18 protein-coding genes and 2 riboswitches are annotated in these 25088 nt (G+C 32.0%); of the genes, 10 read left to right on the forward strand and 8 right to left on the reverse strand.

Annotation, left to right across the window (positions count from 1 at the left end):
* Positions 1-160: 160 nt before the first annotated feature.
* Positions 161-2497: a DNA topoisomerase gene (locus K7H06_RS03425; RefSeq protein WP_223038567.1), complete on the forward strand. Its 2337-nt coding sequence runs from the start codon at positions 161-163 to the stop codon at positions 2495-2497.
* Positions 2498-2981: 484 nt separating this feature from the next.
* Positions 2982-4391: a sodium-dependent transporter gene (locus K7H06_RS03430; RefSeq protein ID WP_223038568.1), complete on the forward strand. Its 1410-nt coding sequence runs from the start codon at positions 2982-2984 to the stop codon at positions 4389-4391.
* A 192-nt stretch (positions 4392-4583) separates the two neighbouring features.
* Positions 4584-4762, forward strand: a riboswitch (cobalamin riboswitch).
* Positions 4763-4941: 179 nt separating this feature from the next.
* Here the strand turns inward: K7H06_RS03430 and K7H06_RS03435 are convergent.
* Positions 4942-5757 (reverse strand): CAP domain-containing protein, encoded by an 816-nt coding sequence (locus tag K7H06_RS03435; protein WP_223038569.1) that lies wholly within the window; start codon positions 5755-5757, stop codon positions 4942-4944.
* A 555-nt stretch (positions 5758-6312) separates the two neighbouring features.
* Between K7H06_RS03435 and K7H06_RS03440 the strand changes: the two genes are divergently transcribed.
* The 4 genes from K7H06_RS03440 to K7H06_RS03455 all read left to right on the forward strand — a co-directional run bounded on the left by K7H06_RS03440 (position 6313) and on the right by K7H06_RS03455 (position 11813).
* Positions 6313-7638 carry an NCS2 family permease gene (locus K7H06_RS03440; RefSeq protein WP_223038570.1) on the forward strand — a complete coding sequence of 442 codons (1326 nt, stop codon included), beginning with the start codon at positions 6313-6315 and terminating at the stop codon, positions 7636-7638.
* A gap of 52 nt (positions 7639-7690) precedes the next feature.
* Positions 7691-9481, forward strand: coding sequence for an adenine deaminase (gene ade / locus K7H06_RS03445; protein WP_223038571.1), 1791 nt, complete (start codon positions 7691-7693; stop codon positions 9479-9481).
* Between the two features lie 53 nt (positions 9482-9534).
* The gene (locus K7H06_RS03450; RefSeq protein WP_223038572.1) at positions 9535-11205 is read left to right on the forward strand and encodes a formate--tetrahydrofolate ligase; all 1671 of its coding nucleotides are present in this window, start codon (positions 9535-9537) and stop codon (positions 11203-11205) included.
* Positions 11206-11477: 272 nt separating this feature from the next.
* Positions 11478-11813 (forward strand): cupin domain-containing protein, encoded by a 336-nt coding sequence (locus K7H06_RS03455; protein ID WP_223038573.1) that lies wholly within the window; start codon positions 11478-11480, stop codon positions 11811-11813.
* 27 nt (positions 11814-11840) lie between these two features.
* Here the strand turns inward: K7H06_RS03455 and K7H06_RS03460 are convergent, their stop codons facing one another.
* Positions 11841-12077, reverse strand: coding sequence for an alpha/beta-type small acid-soluble spore protein (locus K7H06_RS03460; protein WP_223038574.1), 237 nt, complete (start codon positions 12075-12077; stop codon positions 11841-11843).
* Positions 12078-12473: 396 nt separating this feature from the next.
* On the opposite strand from K7H06_RS03460, the gene panC reads away from it, so the two are divergent.
* Positions 12474-13322 carry a pantoate--beta-alanine ligase gene (gene panC / locus K7H06_RS03465; protein ID WP_223038575.1) on the forward strand — a complete coding sequence of 283 codons (849 nt, stop codon included), beginning with the start codon at positions 12474-12476 and terminating at the stop codon, positions 13320-13322.
* A 22-nt stretch (positions 13323-13344) separates the two neighbouring features.
* On the opposite strand, the gene K7H06_RS03470 is transcribed toward panC, so the two are convergent.
* The 3 genes from K7H06_RS03470 to metF are packed head-to-tail and all read right to left on the reverse strand — an operon-like array spanning position 13345 to position 17260.
* Positions 13345-15711, reverse strand: coding sequence for a homocysteine S-methyltransferase family protein (locus tag K7H06_RS03470; protein ID WP_223038576.1), 2367 nt, complete (start codon positions 15709-15711; stop codon positions 13345-13347).
* Positions 15686-16369, reverse strand: a complete 684-nt coding sequence (locus tag K7H06_RS03475) for a vitamin B12 dependent-methionine synthase activation domain-containing protein (RefSeq protein ID WP_223038577.1) — start codon at positions 16367-16369, stop codon at positions 15686-15688. Before K7H06_RS03475 ends, K7H06_RS03470 begins: the two co-directional genes overlap by 26 nt.
* 3 nt (positions 16370-16372) lie before the next feature.
* Positions 16373-17260 carry a methylenetetrahydrofolate reductase [NAD(P)H] gene (gene metF / locus K7H06_RS03480; protein ID WP_223038578.1) on the reverse strand — a complete coding sequence of 296 codons (888 nt, stop codon included), beginning with the start codon at positions 17258-17260 and terminating at the stop codon, positions 16373-16375.
* A 134-nt stretch (positions 17261-17394) separates the two neighbouring features.
* A riboswitch (SAM riboswitch) is annotated at positions 17395-17498 on the reverse strand.
* 246 nt (positions 17499-17744) lie between these two features.
* Between metF and K7H06_RS03485 the strand changes: the two genes are divergently transcribed.
* Both K7H06_RS03485 and K7H06_RS03490 read left to right on the forward strand, forming a co-directional pair.
* Complete coding sequence (locus K7H06_RS03485) at positions 17745-18332, forward strand: hypothetical protein (RefSeq protein ID WP_223038579.1); 588 nt, start codon at positions 17745-17747, stop codon at positions 18330-18332.
* Positions 18333-18378: 46 nt separating this feature from the next.
* Positions 18379-19704: a hypothetical protein gene (locus K7H06_RS03490; RefSeq protein ID WP_223038580.1), complete on the forward strand. Its 1326-nt coding sequence runs from the start codon at positions 18379-18381 to the stop codon at positions 19702-19704.
* Between the two features lie 52 nt (positions 19705-19756).
* Here the strand turns inward: K7H06_RS03490 and feoB are convergent, their stop codons facing one another.
* Together feoB and K7H06_RS03500 are read right to left on the reverse strand one after the other, a co-directional pair.
* Positions 19757-21616 (reverse strand): ferrous iron transport protein B, encoded by a 1860-nt coding sequence (gene feoB / locus K7H06_RS03495; protein WP_223038581.1) that lies wholly within the window; start codon positions 21614-21616, stop codon positions 19757-19759.
* A 21-nt stretch (positions 21617-21637) separates the two neighbouring features.
* A complete protein-coding gene (locus tag K7H06_RS03500) occupies positions 21638-21859 on the reverse strand; it encodes a FeoA family protein (RefSeq protein ID WP_223038582.1) in 222 nt (73 codons plus the stop codon).
* A 257-nt stretch (positions 21860-22116) separates the two neighbouring features.
* On the opposite strand from K7H06_RS03500, the gene K7H06_RS03505 reads away from it, so the two are divergent.
* Positions 22117-24189 carry a sigma 54-interacting transcriptional regulator gene (locus K7H06_RS03505; RefSeq protein ID WP_223038583.1) on the forward strand — a complete coding sequence of 691 codons (2073 nt, stop codon included), beginning with the start codon at positions 22117-22119 and terminating at the stop codon, positions 24187-24189.
* Between the two features lie 153 nt (positions 24190-24342).
* On the opposite strand, the gene K7H06_RS03510 is transcribed toward K7H06_RS03505, so the two are convergent.
* Positions 24343-25065 carry an HAD family hydrolase gene (locus K7H06_RS03510; protein ID WP_223038584.1) on the reverse strand — a complete coding sequence of 241 codons (723 nt, stop codon included), beginning with the start codon at positions 25063-25065 and terminating at the stop codon, positions 24343-24345.
* Positions 25066-25088: the final 23 nt, after the last annotated feature.

The following is a 25088-nucleotide window of genomic DNA, read 5'->3' on the forward strand; positions in this document are numbered from 1 at the left end:
TGTGAAATAGTTGAAAGCTTTGCAAGGAAGTAAAATATTGATTATAATGATAGATAAAGAAAGTTTTGTATGAAATAAAGATGTATTGTGTATAATATGGAGCAAGTTACTTGCTCCATATTTTTACGGATAATAAATGTATTTGAATTGGAGTGTTAAGATGAGTAAATCGCTGTTTATAACAGAAAAACCAAGTGTTGCATTAGAATTTGCAAAGGTACTAAATATAAAAGGGACAAAGAGTAATGGGTTTATAGAATCAGAAAAGGCAGTTGTTACTTGGTGTGTAGGGCATTTGGTGAATATGAGCTATCCTGAAAAGTATGATGAGAAACTCAAAAAGTGGAAATTAGAAGATTTACCTTTTTTACCAAAGGTATATAAATATGAAGTCATAAAAAGTGCAAAAAAACAATTTGATATTGTAAAAAGACAAATGAAACGAAAAGATATAGCTACTATCTACGTATGTACAGACTCTGGACGAGAGGGGGAGTATATTTATAGATTAGTAGATGAAATGGTTGGCGTGAAGAATAAAGTTAAAAAGCGGGTATGGATTGATTCACAAACGGAAGAAGAAATCAGAAAAGGTGTAAAAAATGCAAAACCATTATCTGAATACAATAAACTATCAGATGCAGCGTATTTAAGAGCAAAAGAAGATTATCTCATGGGGATTAATTTTTCAAGATTATTGACACTTAGTTTCGGTAGAAAGATTAGTAATGACTTAGGGAAAAAATATGTAGTTATTGCAGTAGGAAGAGTTATGACTTGTGTACTCGGTATGATTGTAAAGAGAGAACGAGAAATTAGAGACTTTGTAAAGACTCCGTATTATAAGATCCTTTCTAAATTTCAGTTTCAGGAGTCTCTTGAATATGATGGTGAATGGAAAGCTATAGAGGGTTCAAATTACTATTTATCCAATTTATTATTTAAAGATATTGGTTTTAGAGAAAAAGAAAAAGCTGAAAAATTTATTGAAGAGCTAAAAATAAATAGTGAAATGGTTGCAACCATTGAAGAGGTAAAAAGAAAAAAGGAAAAGAAAAATCCACCCCTACTATACAATTTAGCTGAACTTCAAAATGAATGTTCTAAAAAGCTGAAATTAAGTCCAGATGAAACCCTAGAGATTGTGCAAGGACTATATGAAAAGAAAATGCTTACTTATCCAAGGACAGATGCGAGGGTTTTATCAAAGGCTGTAGCAAAGGAAATTCATAAAAATATAAAAGGGCTTTTAAGTATGAATAAGGCTTGTAATTTAGATGGTAAAGATCAAGAAATTCATGCTTTTATTAAAAAAATAATAGAAGAAGGGCTTTATAAAAACTTAGAAAAAACAAAATATGTAAATGATAAGGCTATTACGGATCACTATGCTATCATTCCTACAGGGCAAGGCCTTGCTAATTTTAATAGATTATCAGATTATGCTAAAGAAATATTTATACTAGTAGTAAGACGTTTTTTAGCAATCTTTTATCCTCAAGCAGTATTCAGTAAATTATCTATTACTACTAAAGTACAAACAGAACGTTTTTTTACATCCTCAAAGGTTTGTATAGAGGAAGGGTATTTAGAAATATTAAGTGATGGGAAAAAGGGAAAAGACGAAAAAGGAAGAAATGCAGAAACCCTTAAAAAATTAAAAAAGGGACAAGATGTAAAAATTCTTGATCTTTTAATAAAAGAAGGGGAAACCAGTCCACCGAAAAGATATAATTCAGGTTCTATGATTTTAGCCATGGAGAATGCAGGGAAGCTCATTGAAGATGAAGGACTTAGAGAGCAAATTAAGGGTAGTGGTATTGGAACGAGTGCTACAAGGGCTGAAATTCTTAAGAAACTGCAAAAAATTGGATATGTTAAGTTAAATAAGAAAACACAAATATTGACCCCAGCACAAATGGGAGAAATGATTTATGATGTGGTCAATCAATCTATTCGTTCACTCCTTAATCCAGCCCTTACGGCAAGCTGGGAAAAAGGATTAATGATGGTTGCCAATGGAGAAATCAATACGGATGAATATATGGAAAAATTAGAAGATTATATAAGAAAAAATACACAAAAAGTATTGAGATTAAATAATCATGAAAATAACTCAAATACTTTTGCTACGATTCCAAGCAGCCAAGGAAAGACTGGACACTTTCACAAAAAAGGAAAATCTAAAATCAAAAAAGCATTAGGTTCTTGTATAGCTTGTGAAGATGGACAAATATTAGAAAATACGAAAGCTTTTTATTGTAGTAATTGGAGAGATGGATGTAAGTTTACGGTTTGGAAAAATAGTCTTGAACTATATAGCCAAAAAGTAACACCTAAAATGATCAAAGAGCTTTTAGAAAAAGGAATCATGAAAGATGTAGATATAGTTTTACCTCAAACCAATGAAAAATGCAAAGCATCTCTTGAATTTAGAAAAGGTAAAACAGGAACATTAGAATTGAAAAATGTAACCAGGATTGAGATGAAGGAATAAAAGCTGAAGGTAGAAAAAGAATATTTTAAAGAGTAGAAATGAATAAGTCATTTTGCTCTTTTTTTATTTGCTGTTTTAGTTATGCAATATCTTATTAGGGTTGTAAGAATAAATGATTTTATTTACTTGCTATAGTAAGAATTTTCTTACAAAGGGTTAAAATGTTGTTTTTGAAGGTACAACCTTGAAAAATGAAGAAAAATAGTTATAAAATGGGATTTGTGTGCATATATTCTTATAAAGGAGGGTGGCTATAGGGGATTTAGGTAGAGAATCAATAAATTACTTCTGGATTAAAATGAAAAAATATGATATAATAAATGAAATTTATGCAATATTCTAATTTTTTTAAAAAAGTCCATTATATCACTTGAAATATTGGAAGGGTGTATTTTGTGATATAGTTGGCGAGCAAGGCATGCATAAAAGTAGCTTACTTTCAAATCAAAAAAGATGGAAGTAATATTAAGAGGGGAGGAAAAGTATGCAAAAAAGAGAAAACTGGGGCTCAAAGATTGGTTTCATAATGGCTGCAGCTGGTTCTGCAGTAGGGTTGGGGAATATATGGAAATTCCCATTTACCGCAGGTCAAAACGGTGGTGGTGCATTTGTTTTAGTTTATTTAATTTTTGTTGCACTCATAGGTTTCAGTGTTATGCTTACAGAATTTGCAGTAGGTAGAAGAAGACAATTAGCTGCTGTTGGAGCGTTCAAATCAGAGGATAAGCGTTGGACGTTTGCAGGAGTTTTAGGTGTTTTAAGTGGTTTTTTAATTATGGGATTTTATCCTGTTGTTGGAGGATGGGCTCTTGCGTATGTATTTAAAGTAATGGGAGGATTATTAAATAATCCTGCTGCTATTGGGGCTTCATTTGATGCATTTATTACCAATGCTACCTCACCCCTTATGTGGATGGTATTATATCTTATTTTAAATGTAATCATCGTTGTAAAAGGTGTGTCTTCTGGAATTGAAAAAGCTGGAAAAATATTAATGCCATTATTATTTGGTATTTTAATTGTTATTGCAATTAAAGGATTAACATTACCTGGCGCAATGGCTGGTATGGAGTTTTTGTTTAAACCTGATTTTAGTAAGGTTGATGGAAGTGTCATACTTGCAGCTTTAGGTCAGGCGTTTTTCTCATTATCATTAGGTATGGGATGTATGATTACTTATGGTTCATACCTCTCTAAGAAAGAAAATCTTGTACAAAATGCAGCTATCGTTACTTCAATGGATACAGCTGTAGCATTATTAGCAGGGATTGCAATGTTTCCAGCTATGTTTGCCTTTGGTATAGAGCCAGCTGCAGGACCTGGATTAGTTTTTGTTGTTGTACCTACTTTATTTGCAGAGATGGGAGCTATGGGACCCATGTTTGCAGTTCTATTCTTTATCGCTCTTACAGTAGCTGCGTTAACATCTTCTGTTTCATTATTAGAAGTTGTTGTTGCATTCTTAATTGATGAAAAGAAATTTACTAGAAAGAAAGCAGTACTTTCTTCAGCAACAGTGATGGCATTACTTTGTATCTTAGCTTCTTTATCATTAGGAGGCGTAGGACCTACATTGTTTGGAAAAGGTGCATTTGATGTATTTGATTTATTAACAGATAAAATTTTCTTGGCAATCGGTGGAATGCTATTATGTATTTTCGCAGGTTGGAGATTAAAAAAAGAAGATTTATATGGTGAAATTACAAACAATGGTACAATGGATTTCCCATTGTTTGGAATGTGGTATCCATTGGTTAAATATGTTATTCCCATTACAATTTTTTTGGTAGCAGCAAATGGGATTCGTCAAGGATTTGAAAGTGGTTCTGGTCCGATTATGCTAGTTGGAATAGGAATTATTGCAATCTTTGCGGCTATATCTAAAAAGCTTTAAAATAGGTAATAATATAAAAACAGCTTAAGACAATCATGTTTTAAGCTGTTTTGTATATTTTAGTACATACTTTATGTTAGTAGACAAGAGAAAAAGTAAATTTTAGAATATCCTATCGATCTATAAAGTTTTCAAAAATAAATATTGATATTGACATTTTAATATAAAAATGTTAAAATTTTATCATAAGTTAATAAGCACAAAGCTTTAGGTACCATTTTGGTATAATAGGGAAGTACGGTGAGAACCCGTCACAGCCCCCGCTACTGTAAGTGATGACGAAACCTCATAATTGCCACTGTGAGAATGGGAAGGCAGAGGGAGTAGGTTGATTCATAAGTCAGGAGACCTGCCTATAGTGTAAGTTATTACCTTCGGTGGGAAGGAGAGGCGTTTGTTTATATTAAGCTAATAAACCCTGTCTTCTGACAGGGTTTTATTATATTTCTTAAAGAAAATCTATCTGCTATCTTTTTAAAAAGGTCTAGTTAGATTTTTCAAAAATTTTTCCTCTAATTTTAAGATCTCTCAATAATGGGAGATTATTTTTTTATCTACCTACAAACATTTGTGTATACATCTTTCCATATTTACCTCCATCTTTGATACCGATGCCAATATGGGTGAAGTCAGGGTTTAAAATATTTTTTCGATGTCCTTCTGAATTCATAAGAGAAGTATGTGCATTTTGAACAGAAGGATTTCCCGCTATATTCTCACCTGCAGTAAGGTACTTAATCCCAAATTGTTTTAACATATCAAAGGGACTGCCATAAGTAGGAGAATTGTGACTAAAATAATTGTTATCAATCATATCTTGAGATTTTAATCTAGCTACATTCACGATTGATATATCAATTGTTAATGGTTTTAAACCGTTTTTAGTTCGCTCTCCGTTTAGAAGCTTAAGCATTTCTTGTTCATCAGCAGTAAGTCTTGACGTATTTTCTTCTTGTTTATCTTGTGCAGTTTGGTTAGGTTGATCTGATGGAGTAGTTGTTTTAGGACCTTCTACTTGTGGTTTGCAATCAGAAGGATTTACGCAACCAACTTTTCCATCTTCTGTTTGTACTACGTACTGATCTCCCAGTTGCCCAACAACGTCATAAACATTCCCTTTAGGGAGCTTTTGAATTTCAGGAGAATTTGCACTTTGTCCTGAACGACAGGAAGTATTGTCTTTTGTAATTTGAATCTTTTCTACATCACCTTTTTCAAAAATAGATGAAGTCATAGGTTTATTGTTTTCGGGCATTTCGTTTTGATACATTTCATTTTCAGGTAGTGGGGTTGGTTTTTGTTGTGGAGCGGTACAGCCAGAGAATAATAAAACACATAAAGTTAGTATAGATAATATTTTTTTCATATTCATCACCTCAATAATATTATTACCTATATTGCCAAAATCATTTATGTTATAAAATGCCATAAGATATAATTATTGAGAAAAAAGATAAAGATTATAAAAAATAATCTTATAGCCATGTATAAATATCATGAATTTGGAAAAAATGTAAATGGAAACAAATCCATTTCATTTAAAAGTCTATTGACTTTTAAATACACCTTATTCCCACCCACAACTCATTATAAGAAAAGAGTAAGTTTTTGCTTACTCTTTTCTTGTTTGTATTCAATTTTACCAATAAAAAGGGATGTCAATTATTATTAAGAATCCTTAGTAAAATAATAAGTAATTAAAATGAATGGGTATATGTTTTGATAGAAAAGTAGGTTTTGGATAAAGTTCGTGTTTACATCTGAGAACCTACTTTTTCCATATGAAAAAGATGCAAATTACTATACCTTATAAATAAAACACGAACATTTAAAAAGATTCCGAAATTAATGTTGACATTTATTTTATATAGTACTAAAATATGAAATATATTCGATTTTTTTACAACTAGGAGGAGAAAAAATGGCAGAAATAGTAGAACAAGAATTGAAACAGGGTAAATTAGAGCGAATATTTAAATTGAAAGAACGGCATACAGATATACGAACGGAAGTAACAGCTGGATTAACAACTTTTATGACAATGGCATATATCTTAATTGTTCAGCCAAGTTTTATGAAAGCTGCGGGTATGGATGTTGGAGCAGTTACAGTTGTAACAGCTTTATTATCAGGTATATTTACATTGTTTATGGCCTTTTATACAAACTTACCTTTTGCCTTAGCACCTGCAATGGGAAGTAATGCATTTTTTGCTTTCACATTAGTAGCTGGTGGATTAGTTACTTGGCAGCAAGGTTTAGGAATGGTATTTATTTCAGGTATTATATTTTTATTACTTACTTTTTTAGGGTTACGTGAAGTGATTGTTAAATTGATTCCTAAAAACATAAAGCTTGCTATTGGTGCGGCTGTTGGTTTTTTTGTTGTACTGATTGGTTTTAAAAGTGCAAAATTTATGCTAATTACGGATGGATCTATAAAAATGGGTAATTTAGCTGATCCCACTACAAAACTTGCTTTAATAGGTTTAGCCATAGCCGTTACCCTTATGGCCAATAAAGTAAAAGGAGCACTATTATGGGCAATGATAGGAACAACCATTATTGGTATTCCTATGGGAATTACAAAGGTTCCTAGCAGCTTAATGTCTTTACCACCTTCTATTGCACCTATTGCTTTTAAGCTTGATGTTTTAGGTGCACTGAAGTGGAGTTTCTTTCCTTTAATGTTTACATTCTTTGTAGGTGATTTTTTTTCTACCTTAGGAACGCTTTTAGGAGTATCTGCAAAAGCAGGATTATTAGATGAAGAAGGAAATCTTCCAAATATAGATAAACCTTTTTTAGTAGACGCAATCGCTACAGTAGTAGGGGCATTATTTGGATCAACAGTTGTTACAACCTATATTGAATCAGCTGCAGGTGCAGAAGAAGGAGGACGTACAGGTTTAACAGGGGTAGCCACTGGGATATGTTTTTTATTAACTTTATTTTTTACACCTATTGCAGGAATGATTCCAGGAGCAGCTACAGCACCAGCATTGATTCTTATTGGATTATTAATGTTATCTGGTATGAAGGACATTGATTTTTCTGAGTTCACTGAAGCTTTTCCAGCTTTTGCAACAGTTATTTTTACAGCTTATACATCAAGTATTTCAAATGGTATTAGTATAGGAATCATTTCTTATGCATTTGTTAAACTTGTTTCAGGAAAAGCAAAAGAATTACATGTGGGAATCTATATACTATGTATTCCATTAATTTTTTACTTCATGATTATGTAATATTCATAAGGCTGAAAGGAATTAATTTTATAGATAAGGGAGCGAAAAGACGATGCAACTTTTACCGAAAGACAAAAAAGGTTTAATTGAATCAGCTGTTGGGAAAAGAGTATGTGATTTGGTTATTGAGAATGCTCAAATTGTAAATGTATTTACAGGAGAAATATATAAAGGGAATGTGGGTATATACGATGGATTTATTGCTCACATACAGAGTGATCCTGATCATTTAAACCGGGAAGAGGCAGCATTAGTGGGTAAAAAATATTATGATGCCAAAGGAGAATATCTAATCCCTGGTTTTGTAGATGCACATATACATATTGAAAGTACCATGATGACACCAAGAAATTTTGCTAAGGCTGTCATCCCTCACGGTACGACAACGGTTGTAACAGATCCTCATGAAATTGCAAATGTATGTGGTATAGAGGCTGTAGAATATATGCATGAATCAAGCAAAGATATTCCAATGCGTCAATATATATTAGCCCCTTCATGTGTTCCTGCAGTTCCAGGTAAAGAAAATGCTGGAGCAGTTTTTATGGATAAAGAGATAAAAGAATTATTAGAAATGGATAGAGTGATCGGATTAGCAGAAGTAATGGATTATCTAGGGGTAATCAATAATGATAAAAGAATGGTAGATATACTAGATTGCGTAGAGCAAAAAAATTTATTTATGCAAGGACATGCTCCTTTTGTAAGTGGTAGAGAGTTATCAGCTTATCTTTGTGCAGGTCCTAATAGTGATCATGAGAGTAGAATAGGTCAAGAAGCAAGGGATAAAATGCGTGCAGGAATGTATGTGGATGCAAGAGAAAGCTCTATTTCAAAAAATGTAGAGGAGATTATAAAAAATATTAAAGACTTTAGATACTTAAACTATTTAACCTTTTGTACAGATGATAGAGAACCAGAAGATATTTTAGAGAGTGGACATATGAATGATGTGGTTAGAAAAGCTATAGGGTGTGGAATGCATCCAATAGATGCAATTAGAAGCGCAACATTAAATGTGGCTAAGGAAATAGGTGTGAAAAATTTAGGTGCAATTGCTCCAGGGTATGTGGCTGATTTGGTGATCATAAATTCTTTAGAAGATTTAATTCCTACAGCCGTATTTTTTGAAGGGACTTTGGTAGCTGAAAAGGGAGAATTAAAAGTTGAAGTAGAAGATAAGGATTTTAATATTGAAGATAAAAATACAGTATTTATAGACAACTTAAAAGTAGAAGATTTTAGAATGAAAGCACCCATAGAGAATGGAAAAATAAAGACAAACATCATTAAGTATCAAGAACTTAATTTTTCTACAACAGATTTTGTGGTTGAAGAATTACCAGTAAAGAATGGCTATATTGATTTATCTCATGATCCAGATTTGAAATTTGTAATAGTAATTAATAGGCATAAAGGGCATAATACGAAGGGATATGGTATTGTACGCAATTTTGGTACACAGGTTGGAACTGTGGGTAGTACAGTTTCACATGATTGTCATAATTTAACGATTGTTTATGATACGCCAGAGAATGGATATATAGTTGCTAAGGATTTAATTGAAATAGGTGGAGGACTGAGTTGTGCAAAGAATGATGAAAGGATAGAACATTTAGCATTACCAATAGGAGGATTAATTTCTAAGAAACCATGTAAGGTATTAGCCAAAGAGTCTACTAAAATGAAAGATGCTTTAAGAGGTTTAGGACTAACAGAAATAGAAAATCCTCTTCTTCGTATCGCAACTCTTGCATTGCCTGTAATTCCTAATGCTAAAATGTCAGACTTAGGTATGATCGATGTACTAACGCAAGAGGTTGTAGACTTATTTAATGAGTAAATGTAATTAAAATATGATACAATTTAATAAGTATATTTTATGGAGGTGCCTATATGAAAACGGATATACAAATCGCTCAAGAAGCAAAAATGCTTCCTATTTTAGAAATAGGAAAGCAAATAGGTCTTAAGGAAGATGATTTAGAGTTATATGGGAAATACAAAGCAAAAATTTCTTTAGATGTGTATAAGAGATTAGAAGACAAACCAGATGGAAAGTTAGTATTAGTAACAGCTATTAACCCGACCTCAGCGGGGGAAGGAAAAACTACGACAAATGTAGGACTTAGTATGGGACTAAATAAGATTGGTAAAAAAACTATTACAGCTCTTAGAGAACCATCATTAGGACCTTCTTTTGGAGTAAAGGGAGGAGCAGCAGGGGGTGGATATGCACAGGTAGTGCCTATGGATGATATTAATCTTCATTTTACAGGAGATATCCATGCCATTACAACTGCAAACAATTTACTTGCAGCCCTTTTAGACAATCATCTACAACAAGGAAATTTATTAAATATTGATCCTAGAAGAGTTACATGGAAAAGATGTTTAGATATGAATGATAGAGCATTAAGAAATATTGTAGTGGGTCTTGGTGGAAGAACCAATGGAGTTCCAAGAGAAGACGGGTTTGATATTTCTGTTGCATCAGAGGTTATGGCAATACTTTGCCTAGCTAATGATTTAGATGATTTGAAGAAAAGATTAGCTAGAATGATTGTAGGATATACATATGATAACGAACCTGTAACAGCAGATGATTTAAAGGCAACAGGGGCTTTAACTTTATTATTAAAGGATGCTATTAAGCCAAATTTAGTACAAACTTTAGAGAACACACCAGCAATTATTCATGGAGGTCCTTTTGCAAATATTGCCCATGGATGTAATAGTGTTATGGCTACAAAGATAGGGCTTAAGCTTTCTGATTATGTAGTAACAGAAGCTGGATTTGGTGCAGATTTAGGAGCAGAAAAATTCTTTAATATTAAATGTAGATTTGCAGGACTTAAGCCTGATGCAACAGTAATTGTTGCAACTGCTAGGGCACTTAAAAATCATGGAGGTGTTCCTAAGACACAGTTAAATCATGAAAACTTAGAAGCTTTAGAAAAAGGTTTTGGAAATCTTGAAAAACAAATTGAAAATATAAGAAAATTTGGTGTTCCTGTAGTGGTGGCTATTAATAAATTTCCTACAGATACACAAGATGAATTAAATCTTATTGAAGAAAAATGTGCAAAATTAGGAGTAAATGTGGTTTTATCAGATGTTTGGGCAAAGGGTGGAGAAGGTGGAATAGAACTTGCTAAGAAAGTTGTAGCCTTATGTGAATCAGGAGAGGCAGATTTTAAACCTCTTTATGATGTGAACCTTTCTATTAAAGAAAAGATTGAAATCATCGCAAAAGAAATATATGGTGCAGAGGGTGTTGATTTTACTTCTAAAGCGGATAAGGAAATTGAAAAGTATGAAAAACTAGGATTAGATAAAATGCCTATATGTGTAGCAAAAACACAGTATTCCCTATCTGATAATCCAAAACTTTTAGGAAAACCAACAGGGTTTAAAATTACAGTAAAAAATGTTAGAATATCAGCTGGAGCAGGATTTTTATTAGCATTAACTGGAGATATTATGACCATGCCAGGGCTACCAAAGGTACCCGCTGCAAATGGTATAGATATATTGAAAAACGGTGAAATTATAGGGTTGTTCTAAGGATATTTCTTCATGATAAAAAAGGATGAAAAAGTTTAAATATAATAGTATGGATATAGGATAGATAGTTAATATGACTATTTATTCTATATCCTTTTTTATAAGTGGAGGGGGAGAAAATTCATTTCAATCTTTTATGTTTATAATTGGTGAATAAGCAGATGATTAATTGGCATAAATAAAAAGATGTAAAACATAGGGGGAAATAGGACTTTATGATATAATTGATAAAAAAGAATTTTGTATAGACTTAAATAAATGGAGGGATTGTCATGAAAACGCTTGTGTGGAATGTAAATGAAATAAATTGGGTAGAAGTACCACAATTTAAAGGTGTTTACGCTAAGGATCTTGTGAAAAAAGAAGATGGTATGGATGTAACAAATAAGTATATAAAAATAGTACCAGGGGGAGAAATACTTGTACATACCCATGATGTAACAGAGGCATTCTATATACTAGAAGGAACTGCATCTGTTCTAGTAAATGAAGAAAGAATACCATTAAAAGTTGGAACTATGATTTCAGCACCTGCTGGTGTGCCACATGGTATTAAAAATGAAACGGATGAAGACGTGATATTACTTGCTAATTTTGGAGTGAAATAAAAAGGATGAACATAATTGTTCATCCTTTTAATCTAAATCAGGAGGAAGTAAATCGCTCTTATAGGCCATATCTTTTGAAGCATTTTCAACCAATCGCTTAGTCATTTCTCCACCAAGTTGGCCACCTTTTTTACCAGCTTCTCTTGAAGTGATATTACTCGTTAAATTGGTATTTTTCATAGGAAGTCCTAATTCATTGGCAATTTCTGCCTTGAATTGATTAAGAGCTTGTCTTGCTTCTCTAACTACAGGTTTTCTTGCCATGCTGATCACCTCTTTTTATAGCTTGTTAATAGTATCTACTTTAAAAAGGTACAATATGTCTAGTAGTATTATGCAGAAATGCATAGTATTGTAAGTTTTTCTATTGGAAATTTTAGAAAACATACGAATAGATAATTTAAGGATAAAGTATACATTCCTTATTGTATGAAGAAAAGGCTTATGCTAAAATAAAATTGGATAGTATCGTAAGAACTATACCTTTTATAAATTATTAAAAATAAAATTTAATAGATCTGCTTTGAGCCTTTAGGACAGAGACAGTTGAGTATAAAGAAATTTTCATGCCTTGCGAGCCTATACTCAGCAAGGTATTTTTGTATAAATTTTATTCTTTAATCTTTCTGTGGGCTCATAGAGAACTTAGGAGGGAAACGGATGTTTGTTGTTGAAGCTGTGAAAAAAATAAGAGAAGTGATTGAAAAAGAAAAAAGAGAAGGAAAAAAAATTGGACTCGTTCCTACTATGGGATACCTTCATGAAGGACATTTATCATTGATTCGAAAAGCAAAAGAGGAAAATGATTTTGTAGTAGTGAGTGTATTTGTCAATCCAACCCAGTTTGGAGAGGGAGAAGATTATGAAAGTTATCCTCGTGAATTAGAAAGAGATAGTAAATTGGCGAAAAGTGCTGGAGCTGATTTAGTATTCCATCCTTCTGTAGCTGAGATGTATCCAAAGGGCTATAATACGTATGTAGAAACTTATAAAATAACAGATAAATTATGTGGAGCGTCAAGACCAGGACATTTTAGGGGGGTTACTACAGTAGTTTGTAAATTATTTAATATAGTAGTACCTCATAGAGCTTATTTTGGACAAAAGGATGCACAACAAGTAGTGGTGATCAAACAAATGGTAAGAGATTTAAATATGGATTTAGAAATTATTCCTTGTCCTATTGTAAGAGAAGAAGATGGAATAGCATTAAGTTCAAGAAATACCTATTTGAATGATGAAGAGAGAAAAGCAGGACTCATTTTATCAAAATCTCTTTTTAAATCAAAAGAGATGATTGAAAATGGAGAGAGAGATGGGTTAAAAATAAAGGATTTTATTATTAATAATATTCAAACAGAACCCTTAGCAAAAATTGATTATGTAGAGGTTGTAGATGCTGAAAATTTACAAGATATAGAAAAGTTACAAGGAGAGGTACTGATTGCCCTTGCAGTGAAATTTGGAAATACCAGATTGATTGATAATATGCGTATAAAAATATCTTAAGGAGCAGCGTGCTGCTCCTTTTTTAAATATCAAATATTTTTTGTGCAATGGTTACAGATTCTCTAGCATCCTTACAATAATAATCTGCACCGATCATGTTGGCATATTCTTTTGTAAGAACAGCACCGCCTACGAAGACTTTACAGTCAATATTGTTTTTTCTTATGGATTTGATGGTTTCCTCCATATTTTTTACAGTGGTGGTCATAAGAGCGCTAAGACCTATAAGTTTGATATTTTGTTCTTTTGCAGTTTTCACTACAGTTTCTATAGGTACATCCTTTCCTAGATCTAATATATGGAAACCATAGTTTTCCAAAAGTACTTTTACAATATTTTTTCCAATATCGTGAATATCTCCTTTTACTGTAGCAAGGATGATTTTTCCTTTTGTGATATTTGTATTTCCAGTAGTACGCAGGTGTTCTTTAATTACTTCGAAAGAAGATTTTACTGTTTCTGCAGAACGAATCAATTGAGGAAGAAAGATTATTTCCTTTTCGAATTGATCTCCTACTGTATCAAGAGCTGGAATTAAATAATTATTTACAATGGTTATAGGGTCTAAAGTTTTTAAAAGCTCCTTTGTTTTAAGGGCTGCTTCATCTTTTATGCCATCTATGATGATTTCTTTTAAGGTTTTTTCTACTTGATTTACGGGTACTTCTTTTTTCACTTCCTTTCTATAGCGATTTGTATATTTTTTTGAGCCTTCATCATGATTAGTAAGAACATGGAAGGTGTCAATGGTTTCTATGTTTTCTTCTACTAAAGGATCCATAATGGGTGCATCTAGCCCATAGGAAAGACTCATAGCTAAAAAGGTTCTTGTAAGAAGCTTTCTTTGAGGTAAACCAAAGGATACGTTGCTTACCCCTAGGACTGTTTTTACACCAAATTTTTCTTTTACAAGGCGTATGGCTTTTAAGGTTTCTAGTACTTCCTTTTGTTGGGCAGAAGCAGTTAAAACTAAGCAATCGATTAGTATATTTTCTTTAGGGATACCGTAAAGTTTTGCTGTATGGAGTATCTTTTCTGTAATTTGTACCCGTTCTTCTGCTGTATGTGGGATACCTTTTTCATCTAGAGTAAGACCGATGACACAAGCACCATATTTTTTAGCAATGGGAAAAATTGCTTCCATGCTTTCTTTTTTACCATTTACAGAATTGATGATAGGTTTTCCATTATAGATTCTTACCCCTGCTTCTATGACTTTCGGATTTGCACTATCAATCTGAAGGGGAAGATCCATAATACTTTGTATTTCTTTTATGATCTTTGTCATAGTTTCTATTTCATTGATTTCAGGAAGACCAATATTTACATCTAGTATATCTGCCCCTGCTTCCTTTTGCTTGATGGCTTCTGATAATACATAATCTAAAGCATTTTCTTTTAATGCAGCTTTTAGTTTCTTTTTACCAGTAGGATTAATTCTTTCCCCGATGATTTTCACACCGTCTCCAATAACAATTGTTTTTGTAGAAGAACATACTGTTGTATTTTTTACAGGATTGGTTTTTACAGGAGATAAATTTTTGAGTGAATCTTTGACTGCTTTGATGAATGCTGGATTTGTACCACAGCAGCCTCCGATAATGGATATACCAAGAGCTGATAGTGCTTGAATTTCTTTTGAGAAATTATCAGGGGTCAGGTCAAAGACTGTTTCTCCATTAATAAGTTTTGGAAGTCCTGCATTTGGTTGAATCATTACAGGAACGTTAGCTACTTTTAATATCCTTTCAACAAGGGGCATTATTTCTTTAGGACCCAAGGAACAATTAATCCCTAAGGCATCTACCCCTAAACCTTCAAGAACATGAACCATAGTTTCAGGAGTTGTTCCTGTTAAGGTCCTACCATTTTCTTGAAAAGTCATAGTGCAAAATACTGGAAGAGAACTATTTTCTTTGGCAGCAAGGATAGCAGCTTTTGCTTCATATAAGTCGGATAAAGTTTCTAAGAGTAAAATATCTGCACCGCTTTTTTCTCCAATGATGACTTGTTCTTTAAATATCTCATAAGCATCATGAAATGTAAGGGTACCCATAGGTTCTAAAAGTTGACCGATTGGACCCATATCTAATGCCACTAGCTTAGATTCGGAAGCTTTCTTGGCAATAGATACAGCGCTACTGATGATGGTTTCTACACTATAGGGTGAGTCTTTTAGTTTATAGCTATTGGCACCAAAGGTATTGGTAGTAATAATGTCTGCTCCTGCATCTATATATTTTTTATGAATATCAAAGATGATGTTAGGATGAAGAAGATTGTAGCTTTCTGGATTTTCACCTATACCAAGTCCAGCAGCTTGGAGCATAGTACCCATGGCGCCATCAAAAAATACAAATTTTTTACTGGTTAATTCTTTTATGTTCACAATGGTTCCCCTCTTTCTTATAGGTACAAGTATGATAAAGATTACAGTTTTTACAGCTTCTTAAATATTTTGAAATTGGATTTTTTTGAAGTCCTATGATTGCTGTGACAGATTTTCTAGGAAGTAAGAGAAAATCTGGAGTGGATATAAGTCCAATTTTTCCATGTGCATCTAAAATTTTTAAAATCTCCGGTTGAATAGAAAGGGGAAAATCCCCATAGCCAGGGCTATATCGATAGGTGGTATAAAAATTATTTTCTTTTGCATAGGCTATAATTTCTTCTTCTATTGAATCTGTGATAGCTTCTATTGCAGTTGTAGCACATGCATCAAAGATTAAGCTTTTACTTAAGCTTACTTTACTATAATATCTTATCTTTTGATCAATAATGTTTCCAAGAGTTACAGCTAAGATGACACATTTTTCGGATTGAAACAAATGCTTATAGATATCCTTTCCTTCAAGAAATATATGCGTATTTTTTAAGTGGATTTTCGTATGATTTTTTTCTATATCAAAAATTTTATAGATATAATATTTATGGAGTAATCCTTGTACTTCTTTGATGGATTCATTAATGAGAATATTTGTTTGTGAATCAATTTTTTGGCTGTTATATCCTAAATAACGTAGGATTTCTTTTTTTTTAAGTTCCATTGATTATCCCTCTATTAATACATTTCGGATAGTAGAGATATTGTCTATAATTTTTCGAGTAGTTTTTGGACGATTCATAGTATAAATATGAATACCATCGATTCCCCAGGAAAGCAAATCAATAATCTGTTCGATAGCATACGCAGTACCTGCTTCCTTTAAAGCTTCAGGTTTATGCTCGTATTTTTCAATGATTCTAGTGAATTTCTTTGGCAGATGGCATCCACAGAGGGAAACAATATAATCAATTTGTTTTTTATTAAGAACTGGAAGGATTCCAGCTGAAATAGGGATATTGATATTTAGTTTGTCCATTTTTTCTTTAAAATCGTAAAATATTTCATTTTCGAAGAAAAGTTGACTGATTAAAAAGTCAGTACCTGTAGCCACTTTTTCTTTTAAATAATGTAGATCTTTATCCAAGCTACTACACTCAATATGACCTTCAGGATAACATGCAGCTCCGATGCTAAAAGGGTGACTTTTCTTTATATGAGCGATTAAATCCTTTGCGTATTGATAGTGAAGGGGATCTGGAAACTCAAAATTTGGATCTTGTGGGAAATCACCTCTTAAAGAAAGAATATTTTCTACATTATTTTCTTGTAAATTGTTTAAAATAGCTGTAATTTCATCTTTTGTCGATGTTACACAAGTAAGATGGGCTAATGCTTCAATATGGTATTTATTCTTAATAATAGAAGCAATTTCAACAGTCTTTTTTGTTGTACTTCCACCAGCACCATAAGTAACACTAATAAAATCAGGCTTTAAATCTTTCAATGCTTCAATAGTCGTATAAATGGTTTCAATAGGACCATCTTTTTTAGGTGGAAAAATTTCGAAGGAAATAACTGGTTTTTTGTTTTTGTATAAATCTTTTATCAACATTTACAACACCTCTTTCGTATAAATAATTTTTAAGATCTCAATGCATAGGATTTATGGGATAGCTATAAATTATTATTTTTTCAAAAGATAATAAAAAACTTCTTTCAACAGTGAAAGAAGTTTATATTCGAATGCTCTCATCTGTCGGTAACATACCGCTGGAATTGGCACCATTGCATGATTTATGCTGGTTGCCGGGTTTCAAAGGGCCAGATCCCTCCACCTCTCTGGATAAGAATAATATTTGATTTTTATTAATTTTATATAAAAATCAATAGTATGTCAATAGTTAATTTTGAATTTTTTGTATATTTCGTAAAAAAGATTAAAATTCAAAGTTGAATATTTATAGTGGAGCTATAGAAATCGTTAAAAATTTAGGTGTTTTGGGAAACTCTTTTTTACAGGAATATAATGAAAAATATGACTAATTATGATAGACTATGTATGTGGAAATTTGACGGAAAAATAAAGAGGTGAGAAGATGAATGGTAAGAATGTAGTAGTAGGTGTTTTGATATTTTGCACCTGTGCTATGTTAGGAGGATTACTTGGAATATTTGTGGGATATTCTATAGCTGATAATGCACAGGCAGATGCTTATATAAAATATCGACAACAAGAAATGACGTATGAGGATATGGAAGAACAAGAAACAGAGGAAATAGAAGAAGTAGAAGAAATAGAAGAAATAGAAGAGTTACCCCCTATTAACCTTTCAAATTTAGGTAATATTCATAATATATTAGATGTATGGAAGGAAATATTGTTACGAACTTCTCAAGGAAATCTTGACAAAAGGGAAGCATCAAAGCTTATTTATACAATGTCAAGTGAAATCTATAAAAGAAATATACCAGAAGGGTTTAGCGTATACAGATTAAAAAATGTTATTACAGATAATGGGAATGGAAAACTAAAAGCATTAACTTATTCGGACATTAGGTATGAGGGTGAGAATATTGCTTATGTGGATGTAGAAGAAAACTATGAGAATAAAACTTATGCGTACAAACTAAAGTTTGTGAAAGAAAATAATAGTTGGTGCTTTGTAGCACAATTAGAAGGTTAGGAGCTCAATTTTAGAGCTCTTTTTTATAGAGAAAAGAGGATGGATTATGAAAAAATTATACATATTGCTAAGTCTAGTATATATCTTAAATTTTACAACATATGCTGAGGAAAGTATATTAGGAGGAAAAGGAGATACCATATATCCAATTTTAGATACATCTGTTCAAATGATGTCAGAAAAAGTGGAAATAAAGGTTGATAAAGGGATAGCTCATGTTGAAAGTGAATTTGTTTTAAAAAATACAGGAAAAAAGGAAAAAAATAGAGTTGGAATTCCTGCATGTGGCATAGGGGATAAAATTCAAGAAGTGAATAGTCAATTACATGATTTCAAGGTAGAGATAGATGGAAAAAAGGTTTCTAATCCTCTAAAAAAAGGAGTAGAAAAAGAAGGATATGGGCCTAACTGGTATATGTGGGAAATGTCATTTGATGAAGAAGAGATGAAAAGGATTAAGAATACTTATTGGATGCATTTATCCTCTGATGGAATAGGAGGAGAAGTTATTGAATATGTGTTAAAGAATGGGGGGGGTTGGAATAAAGCTATTAAATATGGAAAAATTACTATGGAATTTGAATCAGATTTTGATCCAGAGAACTTTGAAATATTAGATTATGAAAAGTATAAAAAGAATAAAAAGGTAGAGGTAAAAGTCATGCCAGAGGAGAAAAAAGTAATCTGGGAATTTTATAATCTAGAACCAGATTTTAATATAGCCCTTTATAGTAAGGATGTTATTAGAAATGAAAAAAAGGATTTATTAGAGGTTTCTCTTTCTCCAAGTGATAAAGAACTATGGCAAATACAGAATTTGGGTAAAAAAGCTTATGAGAACTATACGAAAGGAAATTATGATGATTCGTGGGCAAATATGGACCAAATAGAGAAATATAAAGAGAGCCAAGAGGATCAGATATCTAAATATGCCATAAGAATGATTCATTGGTTAGATTATTATAGAGCTATGATTTTATTGGAAAAAGGAGAATATGAAAAGTCGGCTTATTATTTTAAAACCAATGGTGTTTTTGAAGAAAAGAATTTATATCAATTATCAATGCTTTACAAAAAAAGCGGAAATATAGATGATTATATACAAATGCTAAAATGTATTGTAAAAGGAAAAAGAGATAGGCAAGTCATTAAAGTATGGGCAGAACAAGAATTAAAGCAATTACCTGTTGAAATAAAAGAAAAATATGGAATTATCCATCAAAACAATAAAGAAGAAAAATCAGATGAAAAAATAGAAAGAGAAGAGAAAGAAAGCAAAAAAGAAAAATTCTCCTATAGAGCTTTTATTCTATTTAATACAGGGATTGTTATTTTATTAGGTGTTGTGTATTGGAATATAAAAAAGAAATAATAAAAGCATATTACCTTTGGTAATATGCTTTTATCATCTATAGAAAGATTTTTTATAAAACAATTTGAGCAAGGATTCCTGCTGTTAAGAAGGATATGATAAAACTACCGATCCATATAAGGGCTGATTCTTGCCAGCTTCTTTCCTTAAAAATAACCATGATGGCTGCAATACAAGGTACAAATAAGGTGATAGCAACTAATGATACAACTGTTTGTAATGGATTCAAAAGACCTTGCTGAACTAAAGTGCTAAGACCTGCTGCACCAAAATCACGTCTTATGATGCCCATAATAAAAGTTTGGGCTGTTTCTTTAGGAAGCTTTAAAAAACCTACAGTAACAGGAGCTAAAGCATCTGAAATCATAGTTAATACACCCGTATGATCCATTATAGTAATAATTATAGCACCTAAAACAAATAATGGACCTGCTTCAAATATAAAAGCTTTTGATTTAAGATATGTTTTTTTAAGTACATTTTTCAAAATAGGTACTCGAATAGGTGGAAGATCTATTAATAAATCCGTTGATTCACCAGGCATAATCTTGTTTAAGATTGTTCCTGTTAATACAAATACGATAAATATAGTTATAGCATATAATAAAAACATTTTTGCACCTAGGGGAGCGATGAGACCTGCAATAACTCCTAGTTGTGCAGAACATGGAATGGCCAACCCTAAAAGCATAGTGGCAATAAAACGCTCTCTCTTTGAACCTAATAGACGAGTTGTAATGGTTGCCATAGTAACACAGCCAAAGCCAAGAATAATTGGAATAATGGCGCGTCCGTTAAGACCAAAGAATGTAAGTAGTCGATCTACTAAAGCAGCTATTCTAGGAAGATATCCAGAATCCTCCATAATCGAAAGAATAAAATAAAATCCAGCTACTAAAGGAAGTAATAGACCAAATAAGTAAACCGGAGCCATTGTAAGAATTCCAAATTCTCCAATAAGGAGTTTGCCCACAAAACTCGTTTCACTTACAAAATTTGTAAGAATCCCCATGACAAAATCATAATAATATTGTCCCATAATCACTTCTTCTGTGATCCCTACTACTGTTTGTGCAACAAATACACCAATTAATTGATAAGTGATAAAAAGAGCTATAAATAAAATAGGGATACCTGTGATGGGACTTAACATCCATCTTCCTAGTTTTGTTTTAAAAGATGCTCCTTCGTTGGTTTCAGATATGACTTCTTCTACCACCTTGTCTACACGATCTCGTCTCAGCTTATAAATTTGTTCTCTTTTTCCATAATTGTTCTCAAGATCATGTCTTTTTAATACATTTTCGTCTTCTTCCACTACAAGAAGTGCTTCTGCTTCTACATCTACATAATCAATTACTTGAGTCATTAAATCTTTTACTTTAGGAATACTATTTCCAGATTTTGCTCTATCTAAAGCAGCTTTTATTTCCTCGAATCCTTCTTTTTTAACAGCTGTTGTAGGAATGACTTCTACACCTAACTTTTCAGAAAGCTTTTTGATATCGATTTTAAGTCCATTTCTTTTTACTTCATCCATCATATTTAAAGCGATGACCATAGGAATTCCCATATCAATAATTTGCTGGGTTAAGAATAAATCTCTCTCTAGATGGACTGCATCTACAACATTTAAGATAACATCTGCAAATAAAATAACATCTCTTGCAACTCTTTCTTCATCATTAAAAGAGGATACGCCATATACCCCTGGAGTATCCATGACAACTGAATCTTTATATTTTCCCATGCTTATATCAACGGTTGTGCCAGGAAAATTTGAAACATCAACATATATACCTGTTAAAGCATTGAAGAAAACAGATTTTCCAACATTGGGATTACCCGCTAATACGATTTTTTTTGTATCTTTTGGTATAGACATATTTTCTATTGGATTATGACAACTCATTGAAAAACCTCCTTAGGGAACTTAAGCAATAGACTTAATGGCTATTTTTTTTGCTAAATTTCTTCCAATAGCAATTTCTTGCATTCTATTTTGAAGGATTACAGGACCTGCAGGTAATTTTTCTGAGCATGTTAGTCTTGCGCCTTCGTAAATACCTAAACGTATAGCTTGTGCACGAATAGATGAATCTGGAATGTGAACAATTTCTAGTTTTTGACCTTTTCCTATTAAATCAAGTGTCATAGGACAACTCCTCCGTATCTATATAGTAATAATAATTAATATAATCATAAAATGAAAATCATTATCATGTTAAAACAACAATAATTTTTAATTATTTATGTATTATAAGTATATAGAAAGTGAGAATGATTGTCAATATATTTAATGATGATTTTATATAATTTATTGTGTTCATTTATTCATACAAAAAAAAGATAAAGTTATGATATAATAGGTGTATTCATGGGTATTTTTAAAGGGTTGAGGAGGCAAGACCAATGAAAGTAAAGGATTATACCATATATAGTACACTGTCTATTACAAAGGACAGTAAATTAGAAGATGCGGTTGCTTTATTAAAAGATCATTTTTTGGAGTTTATTCCTATCGTAGACGAGAGTTATCATGTTAAAAATATTGTTTCAAAAAATAATTTATACAATCATATGTTAGATCACGAACTTTCATTTGGTAGCATGGATGAGTTGATAAAGGATAAATTTGTCATGATCAAAGAAGAGGATAAAATAGAAACAGTTTTTCCAATGATTGATCAGCATTTGGTTGTAGTAGATGAGGAAGAAAGATTTAAAGGATTTATTCAAAAATATAAAATTATAAAAGATTATTTTCATAGTCAACAGTATTTAGTGAATGAGTTTAATGCTATCTTAGATTCTACCTATAATGGGATTATTGCAATCAATAAAAATGAAGATATTATTGTGTATAATCATTCTGCAGAAAGGATATTAGGGGCAAAGGCACAAAATACAGTAGGGAATGCTGTACGTAATATCCTTTCTAATACAAGACTTCCGGAAGTATTAAAAACTGGACAAATAGAATTGGGGAAAAAGGAAGTATTTAATAACAGGACATTAGTGATTAATAGAACACCTATTATAAAGGATGCAGAAATAGTAGGAGCAGTAGCTATATTTCAAGATATTACAGACCTAAAAAGAGTGACAGAAGCATTAGAAAATGAAAAGAATGCTTCTGAAATCTTAAGGACTATTATAGATAAAGCTTACGAGGGGATTATTGTTGTTAATGAAAAGGGATATATTACAATGATTAATGAACCCTATGCAAAATTTTTAGGAGGAAATAAAAAAGATATTATAGGAAGACATGCTACAGAGATTATAGATACAACAAGACTTCATATTGTTGTAAAGACAGGAAAAGAAGAAATCGGAGAGCTGCAAAAGGTAAGAGGAAAACACATTGTTGTAATGAGAACACCTATATACAAAAAAGGTAAAGTTGTTGGAGCTATTGGAAAGATTATGTTTAAAGATATACAAGAAGTAAATGTTTTGGCTTCTAAGATTAATCAAATAGAGCATGAACTTGAATATTATAAAGATGCATTAAAGCAAGTAAGTGGAACAAAATATAACTTTGATAATATTATTGGCGTAAGTAATAAATTAAAAGAGACAAAATATTTAGCTGAAAAGGCTACTCATACCAATTCTAATGTATTGATTCGAGGAGAAAGTGGAACGGGTAAAGAATTGTTTGCTCATGCAATTCATGCTGCTAGCAATCGAGCAATGGGACCTTTTATAAAGGTGAACTGTGCAGCAATACCAGCTGAACTTTTAGAATCAGAATTGTTTGGATATGAAGAAGGTGCTTTTACAGGTGCAAAACGGGGGGGGAAAATAGGAAAATTTGAATTGGCAAATGGAGGAAGTATTTTTCTAGATGAAATTGGAGATATGCCTCAAAGTATGCAGGCAAAACTCTTAAGAGTGCTACAAGAAAAAGAAGTTGAGCGAGTAGGGGGAACAAAGAATATTCCTTTAGATGTGAGAATTATTGCTGCAACCAATAGAAATCTTGAGGAAATGGTAGAAAAAGGGGAATTTCGAGAAGACTTATATTATCGATTAAATGTTATGAGCATTTATATACCATCTCTTCGAGAGCGTATTGATGATTTAGAACCAATGATTAAATATTTGCTAAAAAAAATATCTGCGCAAGTTGGAAATTATGTAACAAAGATTTCTAAAGAGGCAATAAACTATTTGAAAAATTATGATTGGCCAGGGAATGTAAGAGAGTTAGAGAATGTTTTAGAAAGAGCTATAAATTTGGTCGATTATGGAAAAGAAATACAAATGAATCACTTGCCTATGCATATAAGAAAAACAGAGGTAAGTATGAAAACAAGAGGAGATAAAGATTTAAAAAGTATATTAGATGAAGTAGAGAAAGAAGCCATATTAGACTGCTTAAAACGCGTAAATGGAAACAGAACAAAAGCTTCGAAAATTCTTAATATTAGCAGATCTAGTCTATACGAGAAGCTGTGGAAATATGGTATTGAATAGATGTTTAAAAATTTACAATATTAAAAAAAGAAGAAGGAAAATTTAAACAATTGTAGAATAAATATAAATAAGAAAAACTCCTTTCTTTCAGATTCAAAAAATTGCTATGGAAATGGGCACCAGAGGGTGCCCAAATTTTTTTGAATCATGGATCTAATAAATATCAACAGATGAATCTACTTTGTAGATTACATCTTTTCTTTCTACTACAATTTGTATCTTTTTTTGCATTTCTTTATTCATTTTAATATTTTGTAAAAGTTCTTTTGTAGGATTAATGGCAATAGGGCAACCTACCATTTCAAACATGGAAAAGTCGCCATTGGTATCTCCATACGCATAACTATGTTCCATATCAATTTTATATTTTTCTTTAAAGGAAAGCATAGCTTTTTGTTTATTTTCTGAGTCCCACATTTGAATAATCTCACCTGTGAAATTATCATTTTCATCTGTAAGATATTCTGTTCCTTTAAAATCTATGACATTATATTTGTTTGCCATCTTTTCTACTAAATAAGATGGACTGCCAGAAATAAAGATTACTTTATGACCTTGCTCTTTGTGCCAATGGATACGCTGGCGAGTATATCGATAGACCCGATCTCCTTTTAGATGAATCACTTGATTTGCAATAAAATCCATTTGTTTTTGATTTAAACCTTTCATGGAATCTATATAAATATGGGCGATTTCAAGAAGATAATCATCATAGTTTCCTTGTCTTTTATCCCAATTGTTATAGGTGTTTTTCGCATGGCTATGCCATAAAGATGCATCTAGTACTTCGTATTTTACAAGTTTTTTAAAGTGTTCTACCATTAAAGAATTACGGTACAAGGTACCATCAACATCAAAAAATGCAGCAATTGTCATTATTATTACCCCCTTAGATCGAT

The sequence above is a fragment of the Crassaminicella profunda genome, from assembly GCF_019884785.1.
Classification (GTDB): domain Bacteria; phylum Bacillota; class Clostridia; order Peptostreptococcales; family Thermotaleaceae; genus Crassaminicella; species Crassaminicella profunda.